Source organism: Halolamina sp. CBA1230, from assembly GCF_002025255.2.
In the GTDB taxonomy this organism is placed as follows: Archaea; Halobacteriota; Halobacteria; order Halobacteriales; family Haloferacaceae; genus Halolamina.
This window is the reverse complement of the sequence record NZ_CP054587.1, coordinates 335,452-349,342: the sequence shown is the minus strand read 5'-3', so window position 1 is coordinate 349,342 and position 13,891 is coordinate 335,452. Positions and strand designations below refer to the sequence as shown.

18 protein-coding genes and 1 pseudogene are annotated in these 13,891 nt (G+C 69.2%); 10 read left to right on the top strand and 9 right to left on the bottom strand.

The window, feature by feature from the left end:
• Positions 1 to 15 precede the first annotated feature (15 nt).
• The gene (locus tag B4589_RS01820; RefSeq protein ID WP_079232660.1) at positions 16 to 855 is read left to right on the top strand and encodes a class I SAM-dependent methyltransferase; all 840 of its coding nucleotides are present in this window, start codon (positions 16 to 18) and stop codon (positions 853 to 855) included.
• 126 nt (positions 856 to 981) lie between these two features.
• A complete protein-coding gene (gene fer / locus B4589_RS01815) occupies positions 982 to 1,629 on the top strand; it encodes a ferredoxin Fer (RefSeq protein ID WP_079232659.1) in 648 nt (215 codons plus the stop codon).
• Between the two features lies 1 nt (position 1,630).
• Here fer and B4589_RS01810 read toward each other — a convergent pair whose 3' ends face one another.
• A complete protein-coding gene (locus B4589_RS01810) occupies positions 1,631 to 1,969 on the bottom strand; it encodes a hypothetical protein (RefSeq protein WP_079232658.1) in 339 nt (112 codons plus the stop codon).
• Positions 1,970 to 2,124: 155 nt separating this feature from the next.
• On the opposite strand from B4589_RS01810, the gene B4589_RS01805 reads away from it, so the two are divergent.
• Positions 2,125 to 2,469, top strand: coding sequence for a cupin domain-containing protein (locus B4589_RS01805; RefSeq protein WP_079232657.1), 345 nt, complete (start codon positions 2,125 to 2,127; stop codon positions 2,467 to 2,469).
• Positions 2,470 to 2,532: 63 nt separating this feature from the next.
• Complete coding sequence (locus B4589_RS01800; protein ID WP_079232656.1) at positions 2,533 to 2,733, top strand: heavy-metal-associated domain-containing protein; 201 nt, start codon at positions 2,533 to 2,535, stop codon at positions 2,731 to 2,733.
• On the opposite strand, the gene B4589_RS01795 is transcribed toward B4589_RS01800, so the two are convergent.
• Positions 2,730 to 3,815: a hypothetical protein gene (locus tag B4589_RS01795; RefSeq protein ID WP_079232655.1), complete on the bottom strand. Its 1,086-nt coding sequence runs from the start codon at positions 3,813 to 3,815 to the stop codon at positions 2,730 to 2,732. The two genes, B4589_RS01800 and B4589_RS01795, sit on opposite strands and share 4 nt — an antisense overlap.
• Positions 3,816 to 3,962: 147 nt before the next feature.
• On the opposite strand from B4589_RS01795, the gene B4589_RS01790 reads away from it, so the two are divergent.
• Positions 3,963 to 4,343, top strand: a complete 381-nt coding sequence (locus B4589_RS01790) for a hypothetical protein (RefSeq protein WP_079232654.1) — start codon at positions 3,963 to 3,965, stop codon at positions 4,341 to 4,343.
• Positions 4,344 to 4,345: 2 nt separating this feature from the next.
• The gene (locus B4589_RS01785; protein WP_079232653.1) at positions 4,346 to 5,050 is read left to right on the top strand and encodes a DICT sensory domain-containing protein; all 705 of its coding nucleotides are present in this window, start codon (positions 4,346 to 4,348) and stop codon (positions 5,048 to 5,050) included.
• Here the strand turns inward: B4589_RS01785 and B4589_RS01780 are convergent, their stop codons facing one another.
• Positions 5,051 to 5,314 (bottom strand): HalOD1 output domain-containing protein, encoded by a 264-nt coding sequence (locus tag B4589_RS01780; protein ID WP_079232652.1) that lies wholly within the window; start codon positions 5,312 to 5,314, stop codon positions 5,051 to 5,053. It lies immediately after the preceding gene.
• 210 nt (positions 5,315 to 5,524) lie between these two features.
• Here B4589_RS01780 and B4589_RS01775 point away from each other — a divergent pair, with 210 nt between their 5' ends.
• On the top strand, positions 5,525 to 6,610 hold the full coding sequence (locus B4589_RS01775; RefSeq protein WP_079232651.1) for a putative sulfate/molybdate transporter: 1,086 nt from the start codon (positions 5,525 to 5,527) through the stop codon (positions 6,608 to 6,610).
• 4 nt (positions 6,611 to 6,614) lie between these two features.
• Here B4589_RS01775 and B4589_RS01770 read toward each other — a convergent pair whose 3' ends face one another.
• Positions 6,615 to 7,013, bottom strand: coding sequence for a hypothetical protein (locus B4589_RS01770; protein ID WP_079232650.1), 399 nt, complete (start codon positions 7,011 to 7,013; stop codon positions 6,615 to 6,617).
• Positions 7,014 to 7,242: 229 nt separating this feature from the next.
• On the bottom strand, positions 7,243 to 8,877 hold the full coding sequence (locus B4589_RS01765) for a thiamine pyrophosphate-binding protein (RefSeq protein ID WP_079232649.1): 1,635 nt from the start codon (positions 8,875 to 8,877) through the stop codon (positions 7,243 to 7,245).
• 157 nt (positions 8,878 to 9,034) lie between these two features.
• On the opposite strand from B4589_RS01765, the pseudogene B4589_RS01760 reads away from it, so the two are divergent.
• Together B4589_RS01760 and B4589_RS01755 are read left to right on the top strand one after the other, a co-directional pair.
• Positions 9,035 to 9,216, top strand: a pseudogene (locus tag B4589_RS01760) (type II toxin-antitoxin system HicB family antitoxin).
• 111 nt (positions 9,217 to 9,327) lie between these two features.
• Positions 9,328 to 9,759 (top strand): hypothetical protein, encoded by a 432-nt coding sequence (locus B4589_RS01755; protein ID WP_143414249.1) that lies wholly within the window; start codon positions 9,328 to 9,330, stop codon positions 9,757 to 9,759.
• Between the two features lie 71 nt (positions 9,760 to 9,830).
• Here the strand turns inward: B4589_RS01755 and B4589_RS01750 are convergent, their stop codons facing one another.
• Positions 9,831 to 10,631, bottom strand: coding sequence for an aldo/keto reductase (locus tag B4589_RS01750; protein WP_079232647.1), 801 nt, complete (start codon positions 10,629 to 10,631; stop codon positions 9,831 to 9,833).
• A gap of 116 nt (positions 10,632 to 10,747) precedes the next feature.
• Here B4589_RS01750 and B4589_RS01745 point away from each other — a divergent pair, with 116 nt between their 5' ends.
• Positions 10,748 to 11,362: a hypothetical protein gene (locus B4589_RS01745; RefSeq protein ID WP_079232646.1), complete on the top strand. Its 615-nt coding sequence runs from the start codon at positions 10,748 to 10,750 to the stop codon at positions 11,360 to 11,362.
• Between the two features lies 1 nt (position 11,363).
• Here B4589_RS01745 and B4589_RS01740 read toward each other — a convergent pair whose 3' ends face one another.
• The 3 genes from B4589_RS01740 to gatC form a co-directional block, all read right to left on the bottom strand.
• Complete coding sequence (locus tag B4589_RS01740; protein WP_079232645.1) at positions 11,364 to 11,798, bottom strand: cytidine deaminase; 435 nt, start codon at positions 11,796 to 11,798, stop codon at positions 11,364 to 11,366.
• Between the two features lie 502 nt (positions 11,799 to 12,300).
• Positions 12,301 to 13,599 carry an Asp-tRNA(Asn)/Glu-tRNA(Gln) amidotransferase subunit GatA gene (gene gatA, locus B4589_RS01735; RefSeq protein ID WP_079232644.1) on the bottom strand — a complete coding sequence of 433 codons (1,299 nt, stop codon included), beginning with the start codon at positions 13,597 to 13,599 and terminating at the stop codon, positions 12,301 to 12,303.
• Complete coding sequence (gatC, locus tag B4589_RS01730) at positions 13,599 to 13,886, bottom strand: Asp-tRNA(Asn)/Glu-tRNA(Gln) amidotransferase subunit GatC (protein WP_079232643.1); 288 nt, start codon at positions 13,884 to 13,886, stop codon at positions 13,599 to 13,601. The genes gatA and gatC overlap by 1 nt, the downstream gene beginning before the upstream one ends.
• Positions 13,887 to 13,891: the final 5 nt, after the last annotated feature.

Below are 13,891 nucleotides of genomic sequence, written 5' to 3'. Positions count from 1 at the left end.
CCCCATCGAGCGAGTATGCCCGAGGAGTTCACCCCGGAAGCGTACTACGACGAGTACGGCGAGACCGAATGGGAACGGCTCGACCGGGACTTCTACGGTCGGCTGGAGTACGAGGAGACCTGGCACTTTCTCGACCGGGAGCTTCCCGGGGTGGGGCGCGTCCTCGACGTCGGCGGCGGTGCCGGGCGGTACAGCGTCGAACTCGCCGAACGCGGCTACGACGTGACGCTCGTCGACCCGAGCTCCGAGCAGGTCGCGCTCGCCCGGGAGAACGCCGACGATCACGGCGTCGCGGGCCGAACGACGGTGCGGGTCGGGGACGTACGGGATCTCGCGGCCGACCCCGACAGCTTCGACGCGACGCTCTGTCTGGGCGGCCCCCTCTCGCACGTCCTCGACGCCGAGGAACGCCGGGATGCGGCCGCGGAACTGCATCGCGTCACCGCGCCGGGCGGACCAGTGTTCGTCTCGGTGATGGGCCGTCTCGCCGCGCTCCAGACGATCGCCCGAATGGCGGGTCGGGTCGACCCCGAGGTCGACGAGACCGAGCTCCTGCCACGGCTCGCCCGGACGGGCGACTACGACGCCGATCTGCTCGACGAGTTCGGTCTCGACCCGTCCGGGCCGCCGATGCACCTGTTCAGAGCCCACGAGCTCCGCGAACTGCTCCAGCGTGCCGGACTCGCGGTGCACACGCTCACTGGGCTGGAGAGCGTCGCGTCCCAGCGCCGCGACGAGTTCGACGCGCTCGGCGACGACCACCGCGAGGCGATCCGGGAGACCGTCGCGGCGCTGCGGGGTGACCCGGGGGTCGCCGACCTCTCGGGGCATCTGCTCGCGGTGGCGACTGCCTGAGGCGGGCGTACCGTTTCCTGCGTGCGATCCGGGGCAACGACGTCTGATTCGACGGCGCCGACCGTGAGAAGGGATATCGAACCCCGTTTTCGGTCCGCTTAACTCCGCGGGCCTGTAACGCTCTCTGTGGATCCGTTCGACGTTCTGGGCGTCGAGACCGACGCCGACGACGCCGAAATCTCCCGGGCTTATCGACAACGCGTGAAGGAGACCCATCCGGATCAGGGTGGCTCCCGCGACGAGTTCATGCGCGTCCAGCAGGCGTACGCCGCGCTGCGGGACGGGAACGTCGAGGTCGCCGAGGACGGGTCGGTCGACGTCGACGACGCGGCTGAGGCAGCTCAGCCCCGCGATCAGGGGCCGCCGCCGGGGACCGCCCGGATGGAGTATCTCGACTTCGAGGTGCTCGGGGATTACGGCTGGGAGATCGACGACGACGACCTGTTCGAGGTGGCGGCCGAGGCCGACCTCGCCCCCGGGGAGTACGGCCGCCTGCTCGTCGATCGGGACGAGACGCTGCTGGAGGCGGCCGAGCGCTGTGGGTTCGCGTGGCCGTACGCCTGCCGGGGCGGCGCCTGTGCGAACTGTGCGGTGTTACTGCGCGAGGGCGAGGTCGAGATGGCCGACAGCCACGTGCTCCCGGAGGGGATGGTCGAGGAGGGGATCAGGCTCTCCTGTCTCTGTCGCCCGCGGAGCGACGAGCTCCAGGTGGTGTACAACGTGAAACACCTGCCCGGACTCGACGAGCTCCGGCTTCCCTCCCAGCAGTTCTGAGTTACCGACGTCCGTCGAGTTCGGGGTTCGTCCACGCCCAGTCGGCGTCGACGTGGTCGAACGCGCGGGTCGGATCGTCGACGGCCTGCCCCAGCGGGCGGGCGCTGCCCAGATCCGGGCCGACGTCCGTGATCGGCACTGCGGCGACACAGCGCGTTCGCGTCGAGTAGTACACCGCCTCGTCCGCACTCGCCAGCACGCCGATCAGCGTGCGGTTGCCGACGTCGGCGTCGTACAGCAGGTCGGCGGTCCGCTTCCGGACCGACACGTCGGGGGTTCGCGGGCGTAGCGCCCGGACGAGCGCGTCGAACGGCGTCGTGGTGCGCGTTCGAGTAGCCATACTTCACGGTCGGCACTGCAGGGTAAAGGGAGTGAGCCATCCCCGGAGTGAAAGTGAAGGATACGGCGAAAGTGAACGAGTCGGGCGATTTCGCGAGGGCGGGGTTCTCACCGTCACGCGGAACGGTAATGTGGCCCCTCGCCCACCGGTCGGGTATGGAGTACGTGGCGTTCGACGAGGCCGAGACGTACGAACCCGACGAGGGCTGGCAACGCCGCGCCCTCGCCGGCAGCGATCGGTTCACTTTCGAGTGGTTCGAGAAGCCGCCGGGCCACTCGTCGCCGATGCACGACCACGAGAACGAGCAGGTCTGTCTCTGTCTCGAGGGTGAACTCACCGTCCACACCGAAGAGGAGTCGGTGACGCTGTCGAAGAACGACTCCGTCCATCTCGACGCCTGGGAGTCCCACCGCGTCGAGAACGAGACCGACGAGCGCGCGGTCGGGCTCGACGTGTTCGCGCCCGGCCGCGGCTTCGAGTTCTGGACCGACCGGGACTGAGGCGGCAAACCCCCGCCTGCCTCGGGCGAAACGTTCTCGGGTCTACCACACGAACCATCGAGCATGGCACGGGAGACGCTCTCCGTCGAAGGAATGGCGTGTGGCAGCTGTGAGGAGACCGTCGAGTCGGCGGTCGCGGCGCTCGACGGCGCGGAGTCAGTCGAGGCCGACAACGCGACCGACACCGTCGAGATCGAGGGATCGGTCGACCCCGACGACGTCACGGAGGCGATCGAGGCGGCTGGCTACACGGTCCTCGGCTAGTCGCCGCGCTCCGCCGGTCCGATCCCCGCCTCGATCAGCGACGCCACCCGCTTGGGACGGTCCATCCCGGCACAGACCGACAGCACAGTCAGATCGAGTCCGCCCTCGATCGGCGTGTCGCCGCCACGGACCGCGCCGCCGCCGATCGTCTCGTCGAGCGTGCGCCGGGCGTCGGCGATCGCCTCGCGGTTGAGCCACTCGGGCGGCCCCATCGTCACCAGTAGCGCCCGCGTCGCCCGCGAGAGATCCGCCTCGGCCGAGCGCTGGCGGAACAGCGAGCGCTGCACCGCCGTCTCGATCGTGCTGTAGCTCTCGATCTCGTCGGGTGTCTCGGTCTTCGATCGCAGGCGATCCAGGAACGAGGGCTCCTCACGGACCTGCTGGCGCCAGTACCCTAGCGTCGTGTACCCGCCTTCGCCCAGCGTGGCGATGATCTCGCTGGCGTCGACGACCGTCTCGCCCACCGCGGCGGCGTCGGTCGCCTCGCCGGCGCCGAACAGCGCACCTACCCACTCCGCGATCGTCCCGTTCGCGGCATCGTACGCGTCGGCGGCCTCCGCATCAGGTGGGCGTTCCTCGGGCGCGTCGAGGCGCCCGTTGTCGAACAGCAGTTGGGCGTCGACTGTCGCTTCGAGCCCGCGCAAGCCCGCACGCGCATTCGCGACGACACCTTCCTCGCCCGGGGCTGGCAGCACGGTCAGCGCGTACACCGGGCGCTCGATCGTCTCCCGGAGCGTGTCGACCAGCACCGGCGCGGCGCCCGCGCCGGTCGCGCCGCCGACGCCGACGGCGACGAGCACGCCGTCGGCCGTCGAGGGGACGGCATCGGTGGCCGCGTGGCTGAGTTCGCGGGCGTTCTCCTCGGCGGCCGCGCGGACGGCGTCGGCGTCGCCGGTCGAGCGCGAGGTCGTGCCGAACGCGTGGCGGTGCTCCTGTGGCACGTCGAGACTGCCGATCGCTTCGGGGTCGGTGTCGAAGGCGGCGACTGTGTCGACGTACGGCCGGTCGTCGGACTCCGCGGCGGCGAGGCGTGCCGCCAACCGACCGCCCGCGCCGCCGACTCCCAGGACGGCGAGTTGCATAGTTCGGCGTTGCCGCCCGACGGCATAGGTGCTTCGTCGCGGATCGATCTCGTGGCCACGGGCCAGTCCACCCGTTTCGTGGACATTCACGTCAACCGACAGAAACGTTATTATCGATACGTGGCATACTGTCCGTTAGGTGGACAGATGAGCGAGAACGGACCGCAGTCGGACGAGGCGTCGGGTGAGCCCGCACTGGCGTTCGACGACGAGCTCTATCGGGCCCTCGCGTCGCGGGAGCGTCGACGGCTCCTCTCCCTGCTGCTCGACGAGGAGGAACGGACCGTCGAGGAGCTCGCAACCCTGCTCCTCGGCTGGGACGTGACGGCGTCGGGGACGGTCGGCGACCCCGACGACCGGTGGCGGACGATCCTCCGGCTCAGACACTCCCACCTGCCGATACTCGACGAGATCGGGGTAGTGAGCTACGACCCCGACAGCGGGACAGTCCGGGCCGAGCCGCTCGACACCGCCACGGTCGAGTTGATCGAACGGGGCGTCGACACCGAGGGTGAGCCACCGAGGTAGGGATGTTCGAGTCGTTGCTCGCGCGGGTCCGGAAGACGGATCACCGATTCACGGTGTACGCTAACGACGGGGCAGCGATCGTCGACGGCTGGTTCGCTAACCACAGCGTCGACGTCGAGCGTCGACCACTCCCGCCCGGCGTGCCGGCACCGTTCCTGACCGTCGAACGCGACGACGAGTTCGCGGGGGTGCTCCCGCTCGCGACGGTCGAGCGGCTGCTCGAACCGCCGATCGTCAGGCCGGAGCGCCACGACGGGCTCTCCCCGGCGTACGCGGCGCTGTTCGAGGTGCTCGACGAGACCGTGTACACGTCGATGGAGCGGCGCGAACTGACCGCGATCAGCCGCGAGATCGAGGACCGCGCCCACCGCGTCGGCACGGGAACGCTCCACGTCGGGTTCCAGCGGCTCTCGGTGTTCCGGACGGAACTCCCCGAGTACCGTCGCCTCGCGGCGACGGACCTCGACATCCACGTCTACGGGATCGAGGACTGGACGCCCCCGGATATCCCGGGCGTGAGCTATCACGCCTGTGCCGACGACCAACTGGGTCGCTACTGGGCGCTCGCGTTCGACGGCGGCGAGGAGGGAGCCCACAGCTGTGGCCTGCTCGCCCGGGAGGAGGCGGACGGCTACACCGGGTTCTGGACGGACGACTCGGCGACTGTCGCGGCGATACGCCGGCAACTCGAAACCGGCTGCGACTGATCAGTTCGACGTCGGGACCGTCTCCGCGCTTCGGGTAGCTGGACCGCTCCCTTCGACGTCGATCACTCCGGCCGCCGTGACAGTGATCTCGCACTCCGCGTACGTGAACACGACCTCACCGTCGGTCATCCCCTCGACTAGCGCGTCCAGCGCGTCCGGGTCGATTGCGTCGTACAGCGGTGGTAGCACCAGGGGATCAACGCCGCTCACGGTTGCGACCGCCCCCACAACTCGTTCGGCGACTCCCTGGTTGTCCCGATCCATGTGGTACTCATCCACGTAGTAACGGAAAAACGTTCGTCAGACACATATAATATTTACGATAGTTACATCATCGATCGAAAGTGCCGACACGAAGTTTTTCGTGACCGGTGTCGCATCGCCAGGAAAGTAACTATATTCAATTACTCGAAGGAGATCGGTGAGCGTGACGCCGTGCCAAGATTGATACGCTCGCCGGGGAGATATCGGGTAGTGGGAGCGGTTTCACGGTTCCGAAATCACGTCGACGTTTCGTTCGCCTCGAACGAGCTGACCGGCGCGTTAGGAGATTCGGTTACGGTTCTCCCCATCGTCGTGGCGGTCGGCGCGCTCACGGAGCTATCGCTGGGGCGGATGCTGCTGGGGTTCGGGGCGTTCCAGATCGTCTGGGGGCTCCGGTACGGGCTCCCGATCTCCGTCGAGCCGATGAAGGCGTTGGCCGCGCTGACCATCGGCGGCGCGCTCGGCGTCGACGAGCTCCTGGTCGCCGGGCTGCTCTCCGGCGTAGTGCTGCTCGGCGTGGGGACGACGGGCGCGCTCGGCCGGATCGCACGGTACGTCGGCGAACCAGTTACGCGCGGGATCCAGCTCGCGGTCGCGCTGATCCTGCTCGAGACCGGCGTGGAGCTGAGCCTCGGCGACCCGACGCTCGCGCTCGCCGGCGTCGTCGCGGCCGTGGTCGTTATCGCCGTGGGGTACCGCCGGGCGAGCGCGCTGGTCGTGCTCGGGCTCGGGCTGGCGATCGCGCTCGCGGCCACCGGCCTCCCCCAGCCGACGCTGCCCAGCGTCGCGCTCGCGCTCCCGGACGCGAACGGGCTCAGCCGCGCGGCCGCGGAGGCGACCGCCGCGCAGTTGGCGATGACCGTGGGCAACGCCGCCGTCGCGACCGCGCTCCTACTCTCGGAGTACTACGATGCCGACGTGACGCCCGACGACCTCGCGACCAGCATGGGGGCGATGAACCTCGCGGCGATCCCGTTCGGCGCGCTGCCGATGTGTCACGGCAGCGGCGGCGTCGCGGGGAAGTACGCCTTCGGCGCCCGGACCGCGGGGTCGAACGTCATACTCGGCGGGCTGTACGGCGTCGCCGCGTTGGGGACCGCCGTCGTGACGGCGTTCCCGATGGCGGTGCTCGGCGTCGTGCTCGCGCTGGTCGCGGTCGAACTTGGGCAGTCGGCGCTGGGCACCGACCACCTCCCGACGACGGTCGCCGTCGGCGCGGTCGGCCTCCTCACCAACGTCGGCGTCGCGTTCGTCGCCGGGATCGTCTGGTGGACTGCCCGCGAAAAACTGCTGTGAACGCTCAGTACTCGTACAGCGACACCACGAACGGCAGTTTGTTGTACATCATCACCGCGATCGGGATGCCGACGATGCTGACCGTGAACGCGTAGGCGACTGCAGTCCAGAGGCCGCTGGCCCACCAGCCCACGAGCAGGAACCAGACGCCCCGGACAGCGAGCCCGTAGCGCTGCTCCCCGGGGTTGCCTTCGTGGTCGACGAAGTCGCGCTCCTTCAGCGAGAGCACCTTCGGCGTCGCGTTGATCATCTTGATCCCCAGCGGGAGGCCGATGATCGTGACGTTGAGGAACCACGCGATCCCCAGCCAGATCCCCGTCGCCCACCAGCCCACGAGCAGGAACCAGACCGAACGGACCGCGAACGAGGGGGCGTCGTCGGTGCTATCCGTGGTCGAACTCATAGTTGAGCCCAGGCGCCTCGCGGGGAAATCCCTGATGGCGACCGATTAGCTGCCCGACACGGCTGACAGCGTGCCGGCGAGATCAGTTGCCCGATACGGCTGACAGCGTACCGTGTCGATCAGTTGCCCGACACGGCTGACAGCGTGCCGTGTCGATCAGTTGCCCTCGCCGGCCGACCATCGCCGGCGAGATCAGTCGCCCGACACGGCTGACCGCGTGCCGTGTCGATCAGTTCCCCGAGAGGTAGTCGCTCGCCTGCGGCTCCTCGGGATCGGTCGGCACCTCAACCAGGCGCGGTTCGTCGGCGTTGACAGCCGCTTCAATCGCCTCGCGAACCTCCTCTGGCGTCTCGGCGCGGGTCGCGCCGACGCCCATCGACTCCGCGAGCGCGACGAAGTCGATGGGGGAGTCCGCCCACGCGTACGCGCCTTGGGGGAGGCCGTGGTCGCGCTCGGCGCCGTCGCTGATGATCGCGTAGTCCTCGTTGCGGAACACGACCGTCGTCACCGGGAGCGCCTCGTCGGCGGCGGTGTGGAGCTCGTGAACCGCCATCATCAGGCCGCCGTCGCCCGTCAGCGCGACCACGTCGCTGTCGGGGTTGGCAGCCTGCGCGCCCAGCGCCGAGGGGAGGCCGCTCCCCATCGTCGCCCACGACCCGGGGTTGACGTACGATCGCGGCCCCGCGACGGGGAACGTCGCGAGCGTCCAGATCCGGAAGCCGCCGGCGTCGGCGGCGACGATCGCGTCGTCGGGTACTCCCTCCCGGACGGCCCGCAGCGCGCCGGGGGAGGTCAGCGGCGGCTCGCCGTCCACGAGCTCCTCGACGCGCCGAGCGACCGAGTCGCGCAGTCTGTCGACGACCGCCTCCGCGTCGTGATCCGAGATCGGGAGCTTCCCGTTCAGCGCCGCGAGCGTCGGCTTCGCGTCGGCGACGATGCCGACCGCCGGCTCGTAGTTCGTCCCCAGATCGTCGGGGGAGAGCGTGACGTGGACCAGCGAGTCGGGCATCTCGAGCGTTCGCCCGCGGGTGACCAGTTCGTCGAAGTCGGTCCCCACCGCCAGCGCGGCGTCGGCCTCGGCGACGTACTCGTGCATCTCCGGCGTCGTCGCGCCACAGAGTACGCCCGCCGAGAGGGGGTGGTCCTCCGGGATCACGCCCTTCCCCTTGTACGTCGTGAGGACGGGGGCGTCGTAGCGCTCGGCGAAGCTGACGAGCTCCTCGGTCGCCGCCGCGCTGCGGACGCCGCCACCGGCGATGACCACCGGCGTGTCGGCATCCGAGAGTATGGCCGCCGCGTCGGCGACGGTGTCAGCCGGCGGCCGGGTCAGCTCCCCCGAGTCGAGCGACCCGACGCCGCCGGTCGGTTCCGCCGCGGGCAGGTACGACTTCGGGATGCCGAGCCGAACCGGCCCCTTCGGCGCCGTCGTTGCCGTCTCGACCGCGCGTTCGACCTCCGCGAGCACGCCGTCGGGGTTCTTCACCACGCGGTTGGCTTTGGTGACGGTGTCGTACGTCTCGGGCGGCGTCTCGTGGATGCCGTCGCGGCCCCGGACCTCGGGGTCGGTTTCGACGGCGATGTGGACCAGCGGCGTGTTGTCGTTGTACGCGTTCTTCAGCCCGTTCATCGCGTTCATATCGCCCGGGCCGGGGACGACGACGGTCGCGGCGGGGCGGCCGGATGTTTCGGCGTACCCCCACGCCTGCTGGGAGACGGCGGTCTCGTGGCGCGCCATCACGAACCGCACGTCGTCGCGGCCGTCGATGGCCTCGTTCAGCGGCAGCGTCTGCTTGCCGGGGATGCCGAACACGGTGTCGATCCCGTGCTCGACGAGTCGGTCGATCACGGCGGCGGCGAGCGTCATGGGTCAGTAACCGGCTGGCGAGGGGAAAACTGTACCTCACTCGGGGCCACCGAACCCTTATCAGTCGTAGCGACCGAACCCACGGTAGAGGAAGACGAGCGCCGATACCGTCGACAGCGACGACGAGAACGCCGTCGAGACCATCACGCTCACCCGGATGGAAGACGACGACGGGTGGGTCGCCCGCGACGAGGACACCGTCGTCGCCTCGCAGGGCGAGACCCGCGAGGAGGCCTTGGAGATGCTGGACGAAGCGGTCGCGCTGCACAAAAAGGCGAAATCGGTCACGAACCCACCGACGAGGAACTTCGCGAGATGGGGATTGACCGGAGTCGCTGAGGCGTCCCGAGATTCCGTTTCACGTCGAACTGTCGCCACTTCACGTTCGTGAGTGGTCACCGTCAGCGCCACAAAACTTACTCCGAGCGCCCGTCCCGACCCGGATACGTGATGACCGATTCCCTCCCTCGAGTGGTCGTGGTCGCCCTGTTGCTCGTTTTCGCCGGCTGTGGCGGCGCCCCGGGCGCAACTGAAACGCAGTCAGAGGAGACTGCGACGCCAACGGAAGCGCCGTCGACGACCACCGAAACCGTGACCGCCACACCCCAGTGGCGCGGTGGCCTGCTCATTGTCTCGCCGACGAACGAAACCGAGCAGCCGGCAGTCGAGTACGACCCGGACGACTTCGGCGAGGTGCCGACGCTGAACGAGACGGTCGTCGCGGCGGCGCGAACGAACGACACCGTGACCGCGGATCTCTCGTCTGAGGAACTCGAGGCGATCGACGCGTTCGTTGACGACCATTCGAACGCGACGGGCGGGACGTTCCCCGTTCGAGTGGGAAACAGGACGGTCGAAGTCTCGATCGCGCGGGAGGCGTAGTCCGATACAACCGCAGTATCGGTTCCGTGGTCGCGCGACAGAGCGCGCGATAGGTCATGCGCCGTGGTTGGTTAGCGATTCCACGCGGCAGAATCTGGGTCGATCAGGCGCTCCTCCGTCTCGATCCCGTCGATAGTGGCGATATCCTCGCCGGTGAGTTCGAGGCTCGCGGCCTCGCGGTTCGCGCGGATGTGCTCCTCGGTCGCTGACTTCGGAATCGGTACAAGCGCCTCCTTCGCGACGGCCCACGCGATGCAGATCGCAGCGGGGGTGGTGTCGTGACGATCGGCGACTTCCTGTAGTTCGGGCGTGTCGAAGATCTCGCCCTGACCGATCGGGCAGTAGCCCACCAGCGTGTGACCGTGTTGGGCGGCGTACTCCCGGAGTTCCGTCTGCGGGAGCAGCGGGTGACACTCCACCTGGTGGGCGACGAGCTCGCTGTCGAGGATCTCCCGGGCCTCGTCGAGCAGTTCGGGCGTGAAGTTCGACACCGCGACGTTGCGGGTGACGCCCTCGTCCTGGAGCTCCTGGAGCGCGCGCAGGCTCTCCTCGGGGTCGTACGCGCCCGTCGGCCAGTGGACGTACAGCAGGTCGAGTTCGTCGACGCCCAGCCGGTCCAGGCTCTCCCGGCTCGTGCGCTTGGCGTCCTCGTAGCCGAGGTTGTCCGGGAGGATCTTGCTCGCGAGCACGACGTCCTCGCGGTCCACTCCGGAGAGGCGGATGCCCGCGCCGACCGCGGGCTCGTTGTCGTACATCTGTGCGGTGTCGACGAAGTGGTAGCCGGCGTCGAGCGCCGTGCGGACCGCGTCGGCGCACTCGTGGCCCTTCGTGCCCGAGGTGCCGAGACCGATGTCGGGGAGGTCGAGACTCATGGCTGTGGCGGGAGACTGGGCGCGGCGGGGTAAAGAACTCCGTGTCGCGGCGGATCTCGGTGGCTCCGACCGACGCTGGCGAACTGATAAGTATCGAACGGCCGAACTGTCACACCATGGTCCCCTCCACCCGTGAAACGAGCCGGCTGCTCGCCGCGCTCGCCCTCGTCGTCGCCCTCCTCGCGTCGGCCGCACTGCTGCTCCCGACGCCGCTCGCGGACGTGTTCTTCGCGGGCATCGTCCTGCTGAACCCCCTCTTCGCCACCGCCGGCGTCGCCGGCGCGTGGACGAACCGAACGGCGGCGATCTGGCTCGCCGCGCTGCTGTCGCTGGGGCTCACCCTCGTCGGGCTGCTCTCGGTCGGGCTGTTCTTCGCGCCGACGGCCGTCCTGCTGCTCGGGAGCGCGGTCGTCGGCCGGGCCGCCGGGCCGCGGGAAGGCGTCCGTGAACGTATCCTCGCGGACGCGCCCAGTGTACGAGCGCGCCTACTGCGGGCGCTGGCGGGCGGTGGGTCGGTGTTCGTCGGCGCCGGGCTGGTGTACGTCGGCGCGTTCCGGCAGGAGCTGTTCGGGTCCTGCGCCCAGGAGACGCTCGCCTGCGCGATCGAGACGACGAACTGGCCAGCGGTCGGTCTGACGCTACTGGGGTTCGCAGCCGTCGGTGTCGGCGGCTGGCTGGTGTGGAAGCAGGTGTACGTCTCGCGGGTGCTCCGGCAGGCTCGGGCCGGCTAGCCTACCACGGTCTGACCGAGAGCAACTCGGTCGCCCTGACGGTGCGGTTCTCCCCGTCGACGGGGACGACCACGCGCATCTCGGGATTGTAGTCCACGAGTAGCTCCCGGCAGGCGCCACAGGGTGGGACGACGCGGTGGTCCTCCGCATCGTGACTCGGGAGGGGGTAGGAGACGGCGACGCAGGCTTCGATCTCGTCGTGGGCGTGGCCGTCGGCGATCGCCGCGCTCACCGCACCTTGCTCGGCGCAGGCGGAGATGCGACCGACGCTCGTCGGGAGGCTGACGCCGTCGTAGATCGCTCCGTCGGCGGTGCGGACCGCCGCGGCGACGATGTGGCCGCCGTCGAAGAACTCGGGGTCGAACGATTCGCGGTTCACTTGGGCAGCGTGGTCGCGGAGGGACTGGTCGGCGTCGGTGAGCGGGGCCGTGTCCATGCGGTTCGGGTCGGGGTGGGTTGGTAAGTGTTTCCCGGTGTTTCGCTGGGTTTCGTTGGTAGACTACGAGACAGCAACCGCGACAGCACCTCGATCGTTGACCACTTGTAACCGCGAAGTGCCGGGCACAAGGCCCGGCACAGCCCAGTGTCCCCACCCCTCCCCCCGCGGCCGCCAGATTGGCGGCCGCGAGGCGTCCACCGCGACCGCACCGCTGTGGCTGTCGGCGCGAATCGCGTGCAGGGCGAGAGCGAAGCTCTCGCGGGCAGTACGGGCGACGCGTGGGTCGCCCGTACGACGCTCTCGTGGCGCACGTCAGCGCGAGGGACGAGCGACCGCAGGGAGCGAGTCGGTTGGGGAGGTGTGAGGGCTGTGCGGGGCGGTGCGGTCGCAAGTGGTCTACGACCGAGATGCTGTCGCGGTTGCTGTTCCGGTTAGGACTCGTCAAGATGTCGCTAATCCCTTCGAAAAGAACCCAACAAACCGAAACCCAACTACCCACTCACTCCAACGCGCTCGCCGCCCGAACGATCGTCTCCTCGCCGTACTTCGGTCCGACGAACTGCAGGCCCACCGGCAGGCCGTCAGCCTTGCCCGCAGGCACCGAGATCGCGGGCAGATCCGCGAGGTTCACCGGCACCGTGTTCGCGTCCGCGAGGTACATCGTCCGCGGGTCCTCGAGCCCCTCGCCGAGTTCGAACGGCGGGACGGGCATCGTCGGCGACGCGAGCACGTCCGCCTGCTCCAGCGACTCGTCGAAGTCCTGCTTGATCCACTCGCGGGCGTCCTGCGCCTTGGCGTAGTACTTGTCGTGATACCCCGCCGAGAGCGCGAACGTGCCGAGCAGGATCCGCCGCTTGACCTCCTCGCCGAACCCTTCCTCGCGGGCGGTCGCGAACGCCTCGTTCCAGTTGCCCGCCTCCGAGAGGTCGTCGTACTCGCCCGCCTCCACGGCGTTCAGCCCGTAGCGCGTGCCGTCGAAGCGCGCGAGGTTCGAGGAGGCCTCCGACATCGCGATCACGTAGTACGCCGCGACCGCTTTCTCGACGGAGGGCATCGACACCTCGACGGTCTCGGCGCCCTGATCCTCCAGATCCTCCACGGCGTCCCGGAACGCCTCGACGACGGCCTCGTCGGCGCCCTCGAGTAGTTCGCTCGGAATACCGATCGTCATCCCCTCGACGTCGCCGTCGGCCGCCGCCGCGTAGTTCGAGCCGTCGCCCTCCTCGACCGTCGTCGCGTCCCGCGAGTCCGAGCCCGCGATCACGTCCAGCAGGCCCGCAGCCTCCTCGACGGTCGGCGCGATGGGGCCGATCTGCTCCAGCGAGTTCGCATAGGCCACGAGGCCGTAGCGGGAGACGAGCCCGTAAGTGGGCTTGATCCCGACGACGCCACAGAACGCCGCCGGCGCGCGGACCGAGCCGCCGGTGTCGCTGCCGAGCGCGAGGTCGGCTTCACCTGCCGCCACAGCAGCAGCGGAGCCGCCGGAGGAACCCCCGGGCACGCGGTCGGTGTCGACCGGGTTCAGCGTCGCGCCGAAGTGGGACGTCTCGGTGGTCGTCCCCATCCCGAACTCGTCCATGTTCGCCTTGCCGTTGATCGTCGCGCCCGCGTCCTTCAAGCGCTCGACGACCGTGGCGTCGTACGGCGGGACGTACCCCTCGAGCATCTTCGACCCGCAGGTGGTCTCGACGCCCTCGGTGGAGATGTTGTCCTTCACCGCGACGGTCTTGCCCGCCAGCGGGCCGTCGTCGGCGCCCTCGATCCGCTCCTCGGTGATGTAGGCGTTGAGCTCCGCCATCACGACACCCGTGGGCCCTTGAAGTAGCCGTCCTCCGTCTCGCTGGCGTTCCGGAGCGCCTCCTCCTGGCTGAGCCCCTCCTCGATCTCGTCGGCCCGCATCACGTTCACGAGGTCGGGTTCGCTCTCGACTTCGGGCACCTCGTCCAGCGTCTCGAAGTCCGCGAGCACCGCCTCGAACTGCTCGGCGAACTGCTCGACCTCCTCGTCGGTCAGATCCACCCGCGCGAGGTCCGCCACCCGCCGGACCTCCTCGCTGGTGACTGCCGGCTCGTCTCCGTCGCTCATACCGT

Excerpts from the sequence above, each read along its gene's own strand:
- B4589_RS01820 (WP_079232660.1), top strand. The coding sequence starts at position 16 with ATGCCCGAGGAGTTCACCCCGGAAGCGTACTACGACGAGTACGGCGAG.
- B4589_RS01810 (WP_079232658.1), bottom strand. The coding sequence starts at position 1,969 with ATGGCTACTCGAACGCGCACCACGACGCCGTTCGACGCGCTCGTCCGG.
- B4589_RS01805 (WP_079232657.1), top strand. The coding sequence starts at position 2,125 with ATGGAGTACGTGGCGTTCGACGAGGCCGAGACGTACGAACCCGACGAG.
- B4589_RS01800 (WP_079232656.1), top strand. The coding sequence starts at position 2,533 with ATGGCACGGGAGACGCTCTCCGTCGAAGGAATGGCGTGTGGCAGCTGT.
- B4589_RS01795 (WP_079232655.1), bottom strand. The coding sequence starts at position 3,815 with ATGCAACTCGCCGTCCTGGGAGTCGGCGGCGCGGGCGGTCGGTTGGCG.
- B4589_RS01790 (WP_079232654.1), top strand. The coding sequence starts at position 3,963 with ATGAGCGAGAACGGACCGCAGTCGGACGAGGCGTCGGGTGAGCCCGCA.
- B4589_RS01785 (WP_079232653.1), top strand. The coding sequence starts at position 4,346 with ATGTTCGAGTCGTTGCTCGCGCGGGTCCGGAAGACGGATCACCGATTC.
- B4589_RS01780 (WP_079232652.1), bottom strand. The coding sequence starts at position 5,314 with ATGGATCGGGACAACCAGGGAGTCGCCGAACGAGTTGTGGGGGCGGTC.
- B4589_RS01770 (WP_079232650.1), bottom strand. The coding sequence starts at position 7,013 with ATGAGTTCGACCACGGATAGCACCGACGACGCCCCCTCGTTCGCGGTC.
- B4589_RS01765 (WP_079232649.1), bottom strand. The coding sequence starts at position 8,877 with ATGACGCTCGCCGCCGCCGTGATCGACCGACTCGTCGAGCACGGGATC.
- B4589_RS01755 (WP_143414249.1), top strand. The coding sequence starts at position 9,328 with ATGACCGATTCCCTCCCTCGAGTGGTCGTGGTCGCCCTGTTGCTCGTT.
- B4589_RS01750 (WP_079232647.1), bottom strand. The coding sequence starts at position 10,631 with ATGAGTCTCGACCTCCCCGACATCGGTCTCGGCACCTCGGGCACGAAG.
- B4589_RS01745 (WP_079232646.1), top strand. The coding sequence starts at position 10,748 with ATGGTCCCCTCCACCCGTGAAACGAGCCGGCTGCTCGCCGCGCTCGCC.
- B4589_RS01740 (WP_079232645.1), bottom strand. The coding sequence starts at position 11,798 with ATGGACACGGCCCCGCTCACCGACGCCGACCAGTCCCTCCGCGACCAC.
- gatA (WP_079232644.1), bottom strand. The coding sequence starts at position 13,599 with ATGGCGGAGCTCAACGCCTACATCACCGAGGAGCGGATCGAGGGCGCC.
- gatC (WP_079232643.1), bottom strand. The coding sequence starts at position 13,886 with ATGAGCGACGGAGACGAGCCGGCAGTCACCAGCGAGGAGGTCCGGCGG.